Source organism: Acidithiobacillus sp. M4-SHS-6 (assembly GCF_047421495.1).
GTDB lineage: Bacteria > Pseudomonadota > Gammaproteobacteria > Acidithiobacillales > Acidithiobacillaceae > Acidithiobacillus.
The window spans coordinates 1-12,944 of sequence record NZ_CP175559.1 but is presented as its reverse complement, the minus strand read 5'-3'; the positions used below and the strand labels follow the sequence as shown (position 1 = coordinate 12,944).

The 12,944-nt window shown below is 54.8% G+C and carries 10 protein-coding genes; 5 read left to right on the top strand and 5 right to left on the bottom strand.

What is annotated here, in order from left to right; genetic code table 11:
* The first annotated feature begins 60 nt into the window (after nucleotides 1-60).
* From minC to ACJU26_RS00035, 4 genes are read left to right on the top strand one after another with little or no spacing between them, the layout of a single operon-like run.
* The gene (minC, locus tag ACJU26_RS00050) at nucleotides 61-735 is read left to right on the top strand and encodes a septum site-determining protein MinC (RefSeq protein ID WP_414040535.1); all 675 of its coding nucleotides are present in this window, start codon (nucleotides 61-63) and stop codon (nucleotides 733-735) included.
* Between the two features lie 16 nt (nucleotides 736-751).
* Nucleotides 752-1,561, top strand: coding sequence for a septum site-determining protein MinD (gene minD, locus ACJU26_RS00045; RefSeq protein ID WP_414040534.1), 810 nt, complete (start codon nucleotides 752-754; stop codon nucleotides 1,559-1,561).
* A 1-nt stretch (nucleotide 1,562) separates the two neighbouring features.
* Complete coding sequence (gene minE / locus ACJU26_RS00040) at nucleotides 1,563-1,814, top strand: cell division topological specificity factor MinE (protein ID WP_414040533.1); 252 nt, start codon at nucleotides 1,563-1,565, stop codon at nucleotides 1,812-1,814.
* 44 nt (nucleotides 1,815-1,858) lie between these two features.
* Nucleotides 1,859-2,233, top strand: coding sequence for a DUF805 domain-containing protein (locus ACJU26_RS00035; protein ID WP_414040532.1), 375 nt, complete (start codon nucleotides 1,859-1,861; stop codon nucleotides 2,231-2,233).
* Here ACJU26_RS00035 and ACJU26_RS00030 read toward each other — a convergent pair.
* The gene (locus ACJU26_RS00030) at nucleotides 2,230-5,778 is read right to left on the bottom strand and encodes an FAD-dependent oxidoreductase (RefSeq protein ID WP_414040531.1); all 3,549 of its coding nucleotides are present in this window, start codon (nucleotides 5,776-5,778) and stop codon (nucleotides 2,230-2,232) included. The two genes, ACJU26_RS00035 and ACJU26_RS00030, sit on opposite strands and share 4 nt — an antisense overlap.
* A gap of 76 nt (nucleotides 5,779-5,854) precedes the next feature.
* Between ACJU26_RS00030 and ACJU26_RS00025 the strand changes: the two genes are divergently transcribed.
* The gene (locus ACJU26_RS00025; RefSeq protein ID WP_414040530.1) at nucleotides 5,855-6,643 is read left to right on the top strand and encodes a UDP-2,3-diacylglucosamine diphosphatase; all 789 of its coding nucleotides are present in this window, start codon (nucleotides 5,855-5,857) and stop codon (nucleotides 6,641-6,643) included.
* Between the two features lie 15 nt (nucleotides 6,644-6,658).
* On the opposite strand, the gene gyrB is transcribed toward ACJU26_RS00025, so the two are convergent.
* From gyrB to dnaA, 4 genes are all read right to left on the bottom strand, one after another.
* The gene (gene gyrB, locus ACJU26_RS00020; protein ID WP_414040529.1) at nucleotides 6,659-9,061 is read right to left on the bottom strand and encodes a DNA topoisomerase (ATP-hydrolyzing) subunit B; all 2,403 of its coding nucleotides are present in this window, start codon (nucleotides 9,059-9,061) and stop codon (nucleotides 6,659-6,661) included.
* Nucleotides 9,058-10,113, bottom strand: a complete 1,056-nt coding sequence (gene recF, locus ACJU26_RS00015) for a DNA replication/repair protein RecF (protein WP_414040528.1) — start codon at nucleotides 10,111-10,113, stop codon at nucleotides 9,058-9,060. The genes gyrB and recF overlap by 4 nt, the downstream gene beginning before the upstream one ends.
* Before the next feature lie 24 nt (nucleotides 10,114-10,137).
* On the bottom strand, nucleotides 10,138-11,235 hold the full coding sequence (dnaN, locus tag ACJU26_RS00010; RefSeq protein ID WP_414040527.1) for a DNA polymerase III subunit beta: 1,098 nt from the start codon (nucleotides 11,233-11,235) through the stop codon (nucleotides 10,138-10,140).
* Between the two features lie 253 nt (nucleotides 11,236-11,488).
* Nucleotides 11,489-12,844, bottom strand: a complete 1,356-nt coding sequence (gene dnaA, locus ACJU26_RS00005) for a chromosomal replication initiator protein DnaA (RefSeq protein ID WP_414040526.1) — start codon at nucleotides 12,842-12,844, stop codon at nucleotides 11,489-11,491.
* Nucleotides 12,845-12,944: the final 100 nt, after the last annotated feature.

The window sequence follows — 12,944 nt, the reverse complement described above, 5'->3', positions numbered from 1 at the left end:
CCGGCTAAGACACCTGTCCAAGGCACTCCTGAATTTTCCCCACTCCGCGTGAGCGGGGGCGTGTTTACGCTTTCTGTGCTGGAGCTGGAAAATCAGGACCCCGTCTTGCTGAAGGCCCGTATTGACGAAGAATATCGCCGTCATCCCTCGGCAGCAGCTTTCCACCAAGCTTCGCCTTTGGTGCTGGACCTTGCCGCCATTCCCGAAGAAAGCCCTTGTGCCTTGGCCGAAATCATGACCGTGCTCCGGGAGGCAGGATGGATGCCCGTAGGCATACGTAATGCCTCAGCAACGCAACAATCTCTCGCCAGATCCCTGCATCTGCCCATTTTACGGGGGCAGCCCCAGACATCGCCTGCGGAGACTCCAGCCACTGAAAAAAACCATCCTCCTCCAGATGCCGGGGGAGGATTGTTGATTGCACATCCCGTGCGCAGTGGACAACGCAATTATGCCCGCAATGGTGACCTGGTCTGTTTGGCGACCGTCAATGCCGGTGCTGAAATCATTGCGGACCGCAATATTCACGTCTATGGTCCACTACGGGGCCGCGCCCTCGCCGGGGTCAACGGCGATGAAAATGCCCGTGTTTTCTGCATGGCTCTGGAGGCCGAACTGGTCTCCATCGCCGGTTTGTACCGAACCCTGGAACCAGACCATCCCCTCTGGGGAAAAGCCGCGCAGATTTACAGCCGAGAGGATCAACTGCATATTACCCCCTTAAACTCAAAATGATCGGGAGAAGAGCAACGTGGCCAAAATAATCGTCATCACATCAGGGAAAGGAGGAGTCGGTAAGACCACAACCAGCGCGGCTTTTGCCAGCGGCCTTGCCTTGCGCGGCTATAAAACCGTGGTCATCGATTTTGATGTGGGCTTGCGCAATCTCGATTTGATCATGGGTTGCGAGCGCCGGGTCGTTTACGATCTCATCAACGTGATTCAGGGCGAGGCCAGGCTTCAACAAGCGCTGATCAAGGACAAGCATTGCGAAAATCTTTATGTGCTCCCCACCTCTCAAACCCGTGATAAGGACGCCTTGACCCTGGAAGGGGTCACCAAGGTGATGGACGAACTGCGCAATGATTTTGACTATATTGTCTGTGATTCACCGGCGGGCATAGAGTCAGGGGCACTCATGGCCCTGTATCATGCCGACGAAGCCATCGTCGTTACCAACCCTGAGGTATCATCCGTGCGCGACTCGGATCGTATCCTTGGCATTCTGGCGGCGCGCTCCCGACGGGCTGAACAGGGCGAAGAGCCGGTCAAGGAGCACCTCCTCCTCACCCGCTATTCGCCCAAACGGGTGGAAGAGGGAGAAATGCTCTCACTGGATGATGTCAAGGAATTGTTACGTACGCCCCTACTGGGTGTCATTCCTGAATCAGAAGTGATCTTACAAGCCTCCAACCAGGGAATTCCCGCAGTACATATGGGCAACACCGATGTGGCGGAGGCCTACAAGGATGTGGTCGCCCGCTTCCTCGGTGAAGAAAAGCCCATCCGTTTCATACAGGCTCCAAAAGTGGGGTTTTTCAAGAAACTATTTGGAGGCTGATATGTCCTTACTCGACTATATTCTTGGTTCCCGTAAAAAAACGGCTCATGTCGCCAAGGATCGTCTAAAACTGATTCTTGCCCATGAGCGGGAAGCCGGTGGACCGGATTTTCTGCCCGACCTGCAGGAAGAATTACTCGCTGTCATTGCCAAATACATTCCCGTAGACAAAAATAACATCAAGGTCAGCATGGAAAGGAAGGGTGACTTTGAAGTCCTGGAACTGAACATTCTCTTTCCTGACCAGCATTGATTGTGTGACTAAATTGGACGGGCTCATTACCAGGAGGCAGCCTCATGCGGATGATCAATGCGTATCTCAATGTAATCCAGAATAATTACTTTCAGTTTAATGGCCGGATGCAGCGCGCCGAATTCTGGTGGTTTGTGTTGATGAATACACTAATTTTTATCGCCATATGGATCGTGTTCATCGTCCTGCTCGGCATGAAAAATATCGGTATGGCCCTTTTGATCATCTATTATCTGGCACTATTGCTCCCCACCCTGGGAGCACAAGTCAGAAGATTGCACGATATCGGCATATCCGGATGGTGGCTGCTCATCGCACTGGTCCCTTATGTAGGTGGCATTGCCTTGCTGGTCATGGAAGTCTTGCCTGCCAAGCCCAGCGGTGAAAAATACGGCCCCTATCATGATTCAGTAGCTTAATCGGAGCCAGCCTCTTTTCGGCGGGATTCAGCGTCACTGATTGCGCGCAGATAATCCAGCCACTGACTGGAAATTCTTTCCAGCAGGCGGTTCTGACTTTGTCTGGCGGTGAGGTTATCCAGGTCCACCCAGGCCAGGGGTTGGTCCTGCCCGGCACAGGAAAATACCGCTTTGCTGCGTTTGCCGGTTTCCGGATCGATTTGCCACTGTAAACATTGGGCGCAGACACCTTTGAGCATACATTGCATGGGGCTGCCCACCGTCGCTACGGCTTCCAGGTCTTCCCGGAAAAAATGGCCCAGGGGTCCCTTGAGCGCTTGCTGGAAACCTTTCAGTAAGCCCGTGGAGCCCATGACCATCAGACGATCCACCTGATGGAGGGAGAGCCCTGATTCTATCTCCCCCTGGCCAGGCAGCTCCCCGGCGCCATAAGCGCGTAATAACTCGACCATGTCACTGGCTTCCACACTCAGGTCCTGGGGACGATGGCTCTCGATCAGGGGACCACTGCCCGTACACCAGATAATCTGATCGGCCGCTGCTTCCAGTTCGGCCTGATTATCCAGTTCGCTGGCCTTACCCAGAGCCGCCACATAGAGCACACGGTTGCCCGCCGCCCGCAAAGCGGGGCCAATATCCAGCATGACGGCGGCACCCCAGCGTCCCGCCACCACCAGAATGGTTTTATCCTGGGGAATGTCGGTGGGGGCTCCGGTCGGTCCCATCAAAATCAGGGGATCTCCCGGCTCCAGACTGCCCACCAGACGGGGGCCCGTGCCCCACTGCAGGACCATCAGGCGAATGGCATCGTCCTCCACGCCCGCGCCACTGACCGTCAACACCGGGATCTGCAAACGCGTACCATGAACCACCGGACTATGCGACTCAAAAGTCTGCAGGCGGAAAAACTGGCCCGGCCGGAAATTCCGCGCGGCCAGGGGTGCCTTGATCCACATTTCGGTGACCGCCGGATTACTGCGATCCACGCGCAGAACCCGCATGCTCAGGAGATCCCGGAGAGACTCCTGAAAGGCATCAAGATTGTCTGTGGTCCCCGGCGCAAGGACGGCCAGGCTTTGCATGACCTGAGGATAACTGGACTTGGCCGAGGCGATGGCCTTGACGACACTGCCATGGAATACCGGGTGTGTATCGCCAATAAAGCTGACGCGATGGGATTGCGCATCGGTATAGGAAGTAAAAGGTCCGGATTCGGGTGCCTTGCAGTGTTCGGCCACCTGCACCGCTTGCAGGGCGCTCTTGCCGTGAGCCACGTGGGTCTGAAAATGATCCCCGTCCAATTGCAGAGTTCCGGGATATTCCCTTTCGTAGATGGTGTTGGGGACAGTCCCTGCCGCAATGAACACGGCCCGGGCCGGCAAGCGGAGTTCCTGATCACTGCTCAACCAACGACCTTCGGCTTCACGCATCTGCCGGAATACCATGTGGGCAATGTGCCCATAGCTATCCAGTTCCGCCCGCAGGGGATCCAGACCCTCGGCATAATACAGTCCTTCTTCCATGGCCTTGATCAGCTCTTCATGATTGCGGGTATAGGCCGGAGACTGGCGCATGCCCTTGCGATAGGCCAGGGTGACCCCTCCCCAGGACTGGATCAGGGGCACAAAATCCGGAGATTCTCCCGCTGCCTGGGCCCGCGCCCGTTCCCGGCGTACCAAACGCCCATGGGCGAGAAACTCTTCAAGGATTTCCGTATCCTCGGCACAGAGCCCGGCACGGATTTGTTCTTCGCCCAGGTGCTGTGACATCTGCTCATAGCGATCCAGGACTTTTTCCACCTGGCGGATGTAATACGCCTGCACTTCCGTAGCCGTATCCACTGCCGTGAGTCCACCACCAATCACCACCGCTGGCAGGCGCACCTGCAAGTTGGCGAGACTGCTCTTTTTCCCGGCGCCGGTCAGTTGCAGGGCCATGAGGAAATCACTGGCCTGACGCATGCCCCGCGCCAGACTTTCGCCCATGGGCACCACCCTGGGCAAGCCTGCACCCGTGGCAATGCACACATGATCAAAGCCCAGGGACCAGGCATCATTCAGGGTGATGGTACCTCCCAGACGCACGCCGCCGAAAATCTGAAAGCCGGGACGCCGAGCCAGTGTCAGATAAATCAGCTTGAGAAAATTCTTGTCCCAACGCACCGTGATGCCATATTCGGCCACGCCGCCAAAACCCAGCAATATCCGGTCATCCAGATCTTCCTGCAAGGTGCTCCAGTCGCGAATGGGTGCCGTCAGCCAAGCCTCGGGCAAGGGTTCGATTTTCAGCCCGTCAATGCCCACGACCGCACAACCCTCCTGAAGAAGATGATGGGCCATGGTGAAGCCCGCCGGGCCCATGCCCGCCACCAGCACCTTGCGGCCATTGTAGGGTTGGGCAGCAAACTGTACGGCCCGCAAGGGATTCCAGCGGGTCAGCAAATCATAGATTTCGACTCCCCAGGGCAGATTCAGGACATCGGTAAGAATCCGGGTTTCAATCTGGGGAATATTGACGGGATCCTGCTTCTGATACACACAGGCTTTCATGCAGTCATTACAAATCCGGTGACCGGTAGCCGGAACCATGGGGTTGTCCACCATGGCCATGGCCAGCGCTGCCAGGTTCAACCCGTCCCGCTTGAGTATCTGCATTTCCGAGATTTTTTCTTCCAGGGGGCAACCCGTCAGGATCACGCCCAGAGGATCGACCTTGAGACCCAGTTCCGGAACCCCCTTTTTCTCGGGAAAACCTCGGGAACAGAAATCGCCATCATGATCGTGGCAATACAGACAATAATGCACTTCACTCTGGACACTGCGCGGGTCCATGCGCAAATCCGTCAGATGAAAGCTGTCACGGCGGCGCAGGGTGCCATCCGGGGCCACATAGGGTGCCCCCGGTACCTGTTCCAGTCTTTTCAGGGGAACGAGGGCTTCATGGTCCACACGTTGCGGCAGTCGGAAGCTCGACCAGCCGGCAACGGCCAGGGCTGCCTGGGGATCCTGCAAGATCAGGGCACACCATTGGGTCAGGCGCTGAATCTCCTCGGCATGGGCATTTTCATCCTGGAGCCACTCTTCCCCGAGCCGGGAAATGGCCCATTCACGATCTTCCTCCGGCCAGGCCCGTTGGCGAATCTCGCTATCCAGCCACTGATCTAGATCGGCGAAGGTTGCGGGAAATTCGCCGCGATAGCGACGGGCACGGCGCAGCACAAAATGTCTCTTGAATTCCATGACGACATCATGGCTGCGGGTTTGCGCCTGCAATTCAGCAACTTCCTTTTCCAGGGTGAAGAGGCGGGCGATGAACTTTTCCAGATGGGGCGCCAGCTGCAACAAAAATTCACTTTGTTCCTTGCTGGGGGGGAGCAAACCCTGGGCACGATAGGCGAGCAGCGCAGCGGCCAACGCCGGGTCAGAGGTCTTGAGTCCCTGCAGAAACGTCTGATCCAGACGTGCAATCCCTGCATCTGTGAAAAGTTCTTTATATTCAAATCCAACGAGATTCAGCACCCTCTTCTCCCTTTCGCTCAGGCCCATTCATGTCGCCCACTTTCATCAAACTGTCACATTTTGCTGGCATTATAGACCCATGTCACGTTTTCAGGACGATTCCATGCCCCAATACCGCAGTATTTTCCTGTCCGATGTCCACCTCGGTACCCGAGGCTGTCAGGCAGAAAGTCTGCTGGACTTCCTGCGCCATAACTCCTGTCAGCAATTATACCTGGTGGGCGACATCATTGATTTATGGCGCCTCAAGATTCGCTGGTACTGGCCGCGCAGCCACAACACGGTGGTTCAGAAAATTCTGCGCCTGGCCCGTTCCGGGGTTCGTGTCCGCTATATTCGGGGCAACCATGATCCTGTTTATGAACTGCTCTCCGCTTATGTCCAGCGCCAGGATGAAAGCATTTCCCTGGGAGACATTGCCATTCTCCGTGAAACCGTCCATGAAACGGCCGATGGCAAACAACTCTGGGTCATACACGGCGATCAGTTTGATGCTGCCATGCGCTATGCCACCTGGCTGATTCGCCTGGGCGATCAAGGTTATACCCTGCTGCTTTGGCTCAATCGTCTGCTGCAAGGCCTGTTCCGCCGCCTGGGTCTGCGCCGCCACTGGTCCCTGAGCGCTTACATCAAGTATCGCGTCAAAAAAGCCGTGCAATTCATCAATGACTACGAACACCTGCTGGCCGAAGAAACGGCACGACGGGGTTATGCCGGGGTCATTTGTGGTCACATTCACCATGCCGAACAGAAAACCATTGAGGGCATATTGTATTACAACGATGGTGACTGGGTGGAAAGCTGCACGGCCCTGGTGGAACACATGGACGGCCAGATGGAAATCATCCACTGGCCGGTCGTGCTGCGCTATGATCAGGATGCTGCGGCCTGACAAACCGATAGCGGACTAGATGTCCAGTCGGGACACAAAGCGGGCATTGTCCTCGATAAAGCGCCGCCGCGGTTCTACGGCATCCCCCATCAACATGGAAAATACCTCATCGGCAGCGATGGCATCTTCCACATCCACCCGAAGCAGTCGGCGATTTTCGGCATTCATGGTGGTTTCCGAGAGCTGCTCCGGATTCATTTCACCCAGACCTTTGTAGCGCTGTATTTCCACACCCTTGCGGGCGTCCGCCAGAAGCCAGTTCATAGCCTCGCGGAAACGCTGGACGGATCGGTTTTTTTCCCCTCTTTTGACCTGCGCGCCCGGAGATATTTTGCCTTCAATATTCCGGGCGTATTCAGCCAGATGGCGATATTCACCACCCGCAAAAAAATCCTGGTCAAAAAAGCGGACTTCCTGACTACCATGCTGTTCCCGGCGGATCACCAGACGCAAGGCGTCACCCTCGCCGATTTTCTCGACATGATAATGTTCGGCAGGTAAGGCCGTGGCATTGAGGGCTGAATGAAGCGCCTGAGCAAACTGATTCCAATCCTCCTGACTGGCGGACTCCGCATTGATCGGGGCCAGCGTAGCCAGAGCCCAGAGCAGGGTGGCGGGATAACGTCTTTCCAGACGCTGCACCAAGGCTTCAATGTTCTGGTACTGGCGCGTCATGCCCGCGAGCTGATCGGGGCTGACCGCCTCCGTTTCAGCTGCAGGATAAAATTCGGCACCCTGCATGGCTATCTCCCGCAGATAAGCCGCCAACTCCGCATCATCCTTGATATAGCGTTCATCTTTACCTTTTTTGACCTTGTAAAGGGGGGGTTGGGCAATATAGACATGACCATGGCCCACCAGATCCGGCATCTGGCGATAGAAAAAAGTCAGCAACAGGGTCCGGATGTGACTCCCATCCACATCGGCGTCGGTCATGATGATGACACGGTGATAGCGTAACTTGGCCAGATCAAAATCTTCCTTGCCAATGCCGGTTCCCAAGGCCGTGATGAGGGTACCGATTTCATCGGAAGACAGCATCTTATCGAATCGGGCGCGCTCGACATTGAGAATTTTTCCCTTGAGGGGCAAAATGGCCTGATGGCGACGATCCCGACCCTGTTTTGCGGAACCGCCTGCCGAGTCCCCTTCCACCAGATAAATTTCACAAAGTGCCGGGTCCTTTTCCTGACAATCGGCGAGTTTGCCGGGAAGATTGGCAATATCCAGTGCACCCTTGCGCCGGGTCAGTTCCCGGGCCTTACGTGCTGCTTCACGGGCCCGCGCGGCTTCGACGACCTTGGCGACAATGGCTTGGGCTTCCTTGGGGTGCTCATCCAGAAAAATCATGAGGGCTTCCGCCATGGAAGATTCCACCACCGGTTTCACTTCGCTGGAAACCAGTTTGTCCTTGGTCTGGGAAGAAAATTTGGGATCAGGTACCTTGACGGAAAGTACCGCCGTCAATCCTTCCCGGGTGTCTTCACCCGTGACGGAAACCTTGGCCTTGGCCAGGGTGCCTTCCCGTTCCATGTACTGATTGAGGGTCCGGGTCAAAGCCGCGCGAAAACCTGCCAGGTGAGTACCCCCATCATTCTGGGGAATGTTGTTGGTGTAGCACAGGACGGTTTCGTTGTAGCCCTCATTCCACTGTAACGCCGCCTCCACAACAATGCCGTCCCGTTCTCCGCTCAAGGTGATGACATGGGGATGAATGGCGGTTTTACTGCGGTTGAGATGTTCCACAAAGGCGCGAATCCCACCATCGTAATGAAAAACTTCCTCACGATTGACTCTTTCATCGAGCAGGGTGATGTGCACGCCAGAATTGAGAAAAGCCAGTTCGCGCAGACGCTTGGCCAGGATTTCAAAATGGAACTGAGTATCGGCAAAAACTTCCGGGGAAGGTTTGAAACGAATGATGGAACCATGCCGGCTGGAAGCTTCACCCCGGGCAATGGGTGCGAGGGGGGCACCATCGGCATAGGACTGGGTCCAGACATAACCATCGCGATAAATGCGTAGCTGCAGGGAGCTCGATAGGGCATTGACCACGGAAACGCCCACCCCGTGTAATCCACCCGAGACCTTGTAGGAATTGTCATCAAACTTGCCGCCGGCGTGCAGGATGGTCATGATGACTTCGGCGGCGGAACGACCTTCCTCGGCATGCATGTCTACCGGAATACCCCGACCATTATCACTGACGCTGACGGAGCCATCATCATGGATGGTGACCACGATGGTATCACAGTATCCGGCAAGGGCTTCATCAATGGCATTATCCACCACCTCGAAAACCATGTGATGCAAGCCACTACCATCATCCGTATCGCCGATGTACATGCCCGGGCGTTTGCGTACCGCTTCCAGTCCTTTCAAAACCTGGATACTGGAAGAATCGTACTTATCCGTCATTGGTCACTTTCCTTTTCAAGCTGGCCATGGGCCAGGTAAAACTGCTTGCCCGCTTCACCTGCCGGAATTTGATCTTTTGCAGTAACCGCTGCAAAAACCTGCACCCCCAGCAGATTCAACTGTTCCAGCCACCAGATCCTGGCCGATGGATCGAGTTCCGCAGCAAAATCATCAATCAATATCACCGGTAGCTGAAAACCTGCTTCCTGGATCAAACATAACTGGGCCATGCGATAGGCCAGTCCCAATACCCGCAACTGCCCACGGGAAAGAATGTCCAGAGCCAGCTTCTGGCGAATCCGAAAAACCAGATTGGCTCTATGGGGACCACTATGGGTATATCCCATTTCCCGATCCGATCCCAGATCGCGCAACAAGCTTTCCCGCAGGGACAAGCCCTCTTTCCATCCTGTCTGGACATGCAGACTCAAGATATCCGCAGAACCAGACCAGGCAGCCCACAGCTTTTGCAGATATGGTTCCACATGGATCAGATAATCCTGACGGCGTTGCTGGATGCTCTCGCCAGCAGCAGCCAGTGCCGCATCCCAGGGACTTTGTCCGTGGGGATGCTTCAACCAAGCGTTGCGCTGCGCCAATGCCCGCCGATATTCCCGGAAGATCTGTCCATAGTGGGCATCCACATAATAAATGCCCCAATCCATGATCCGCCGCCGATCTTCTGCCGTGCCTGCCACAAAATGACTGTTCTCGCTGTGCAAGCTTTGCAGCGGCAGAATGTCCAGCAGTTCCCAGGCGGAGTGGATGGACTCCCCATCATAACGTATTTCCCGTTCTTCGCCACGTCTGCGCAGAGCCAGGAAGTGATCGGACATGCGTGCGCTGAGCAGGTATTCGCTCTCCCCATCGCGGAGCAGATTGCGCGGTCCATGCCGCCAGGTTTGGCCAGTACCCAGAATATGCAGGGCCTCAAGCACCGTACTTTTCCCTGCACCATTGGCCCCAATCAACCAGTTCCAGCGGGAATGGGTCTGGAGTTGCAGATCCTGAATGCAGCGCAAGGATCGGATTTGTAACGACTCCAGTGTCATGATTCCAAAAGATTCAGGAACAGATCACAAACGTACGGGCATCAAAATATAGAGGGGATTATCGGCATCCATGGGGGTGAAAACAGCGGCACTGTTGCCATCCTTGACGCGCATCCGGATTTTGTCCTGATTGAATATCTGAATGGTATCATTCAGATAGCGGCTATTAAAGGCAATGTCCAGCGCTTCAGCCTGATATTCGATGGCCAGTTCGATTTCACCTTCTTCCTGTTCCTCATTGCGGCTGCGCAGGATCATGAGATTATCGGCTAGATGAACATGGGTGGTCGGATTGCGGTCGCTGACCAGCACTTCGCTTTGCTGCAAGGCACTTTTGAAATGTTGCCGATCGAGAATCGCGAAAAATGGATGTCCCTGGGGAATCACCCGGCGATAATCGGGATATTTGGCGTCGATCAATTTGCAGGCAAACTGTTGAGAACCATCATCCAGGACAAAACTGGTGTCGGAAAGGGAGATTTGAATATCTCCCACAGTGACGATGCGCAACAACTCCATCACCGCCTTGCGGGGCAGAATGCATTGGTAAATATCCTCTTCCAGGCTGTTGGCAAAGGGTAAGTTCATCATGGACAGGCGATGCCCATCGGTGGCGACCAAACGCATTTCCTGGGTCTGAATTTCTAGAAGGACACCATTCAGAAAAATGCGGGCATCATTTTGTGCCATGGTGTTGGCCGTCACCGCCAGTGCCTCCCGAAACTGGGCTGCATCGCAGTTACCCTGGCAGCGACTGCTGTGGATGCTGAGATAGGGGAATTGCTCGGCGGGGAGTACATGCAGGGTAAAGCGACTTTTGGCGGCTTTGATGAAGAGCTTGTCGTTGTCCTTGTGAAATTCCACAGGCGTGTGTTCGGGCAAGGCTCGACAAATATCATAAAGTTTGCGGGCGGGAACGGCACAACTGCCGGGACTATCTACCGGATGATCCTTGTCGACACTTAGTTGAACTTCTTGATCTGTGGCAATGAAACGGCAGTGTTGGCCAGCCGCTTCAATAAGTACGTGGGCAAGTATGGGCTGTATTGGCCGACGATCGGCAATGTTGGCCATATTCGCCAAAATAGGCAAGATATCTTCACGATCCATGGTGAGTTTCATTAGGAAATGCTCCTTGCTGATTTTATTAAATTAAATATATTTTTCCTTTTAACTGCTATTATTATTAAGACCTGAAAAGCCTGTGGGAAACGTCGGTATCTGTTTGTTGTGGTTTGCCTATTCCAAGCGCAAAGATGTCTATCAAGCTGTGGATAAGCGGGTATGATCCGGGATAAAAATGAGGGGCCATTTTCATACATGCCCAGCACCGTACTTTTCCCTGGGGTTTTCCACAGGTTATGCTTCATCTGGCTCATGCACCCAGTATCCGCAGTAAATTATGATAATCTTCATTCAGTTGGGAGTCTTCCTGGCGGAGTTTCTCGATCTGGCGGCAGGCATGCAGGACCGTGGTGTGATCACGGCCACCAAAGGCTTCTCCGATTTCCGGGAGGCTGTGATTGGTCAGTTCCTTGGTCAGGGACATGGCCACCTGACGGGGACGGGCAATATTGCGGCTGCGCCGTTTGGACTGCATGTCAGAGCCCCGGATATGAAAATATTCGGCAACCACTTTCTGGATGTTTTCCAGGCTGACCATGCGTTTCTGAACATCAATCAGGTCTCGCAATGCTTCTCGGGCGGTGTCCAGATTATAGGGTTTATGGGTGAAGTTGACATGGGCGACGACCCGCCGTAATGCGCCTTCCAGCTCGCGCACATGGGAGCGGATTTTTTCGGCAATGAAAAAAGCCACTTCTTCGGGGAGCTGTATGCCGATTTCTTCAGCCTTGCAGAGGACAATGGCCATCCGGGTTTCCAGGTCGTGGGGCTGGATGGCGACGGTCAATCCCCAGCCGAAACGGGATTGCAGTCGTTCTTCCAGATTTTCCACTTCCTTGGGATAGCGATCACAAGTGATGATGATCTGCCGACCGCCGTCAAAAAGGGCGTTGAAGGTATGAAAAAATTCTTCCTGGGTACGGTCCTTTCCGGCAAAAAACTGAATATCATCAATCAGTAGGGCATCGAGTTTACGATAACGCTGCTTGAATTCATTGATGGTGTTATGTTGCAGGGAACGTACCATGTCCATGATGAAGCCTTCAGCACTCACATACAGCACCTTGGCATCGCTGTTACGTTGGAGAATGGCATTGCCGACGGCCTGCATGAGGTGAGTTTTTCCCAGACCCACGCCACCATAGATATACAAAGGGTTGTAGGACTTGCCGGGATGCTGGGAAACCTGACGGGCAGCGGCTACGGCGAGCTGATTGGACTTGCCTTCGACATAGGACCGAAAGGAAAAACCCGGATTCAGACGATTGCCGTTACGCGGATCGGTACTGACCGGCGTTGGGCTGCTCTGGGGCTCAGCGGGGACGATGGCGGCAGCAGACGTATCCAGATCAAAACGCAGCAGCATCCCTGGCGCCAGTTCGGCGAGCACGGCTTCCAATAAGTCCAGAAGCCGCTCCCGGACCCACTGCATGACAAAGGGGTTCGGTGCAAAAAGATGGAATTCATTACCATGGAGTTCACCCCGCAAAGGCCTTAGCCAGGTATTGAACTGCTGGGGAGTGGTTTGCTCCTGTAACTGCACACAGAGCGCATCCCAGAGGGCATCCCCATCGCGCAGGGCGGGTATCATTGAATCACGGCGCATACGTAACCTGGTCGAGTGTTGGACGGCAAAATCGTGATGTTTAGGCACGACGGTCAGTTGCAGCAGTATAGCCAAGTGCCGTGATCTGCGCCAGTATATA

Excerpts from the sequence above, each read along its gene's own strand:
- minE (WP_414040533.1), top strand. The coding sequence starts at position 1,563 with ATGTCCTTACTCGACTATATTCTTGGTTCCCGTAAAAAAACGGCTCAT.
- ACJU26_RS00035 (WP_414040532.1), top strand. The coding sequence starts at position 1,859 with ATGCGGATGATCAATGCGTATCTCAATGTAATCCAGAATAATTACTTT.
- ACJU26_RS00030 (WP_414040531.1), bottom strand. The coding sequence starts at position 5,778 with ATGGGCCTGAGCGAAAGGGAGAAGAGGGTGCTGAATCTCGTTGGATTT.
- ACJU26_RS00025 (WP_414040530.1), top strand. The coding sequence starts at position 5,855 with ATGCCCCAATACCGCAGTATTTTCCTGTCCGATGTCCACCTCGGTACC.
- gyrB (WP_414040529.1), bottom strand. The coding sequence starts at position 9,061 with ATGACGGATAAGTACGATTCTTCCAGTATCCAGGTTTTGAAAGGACTG.
- recF (WP_414040528.1), bottom strand. The coding sequence starts at position 10,113 with ATGACACTGGAGTCGTTACAAATCCGATCCTTGCGCTGCATTCAGGAT.
- dnaN (WP_414040527.1), bottom strand. The coding sequence starts at position 11,235 with ATGAAACTCACCATGGATCGTGAAGATATCTTGCCTATTTTGGCGAAT.
- dnaA (WP_414040526.1), bottom strand. The coding sequence starts at position 12,844 with ATGCGCCGTGATTCAATGATACCCGCCCTGCGCGATGGGGATGCCCTC.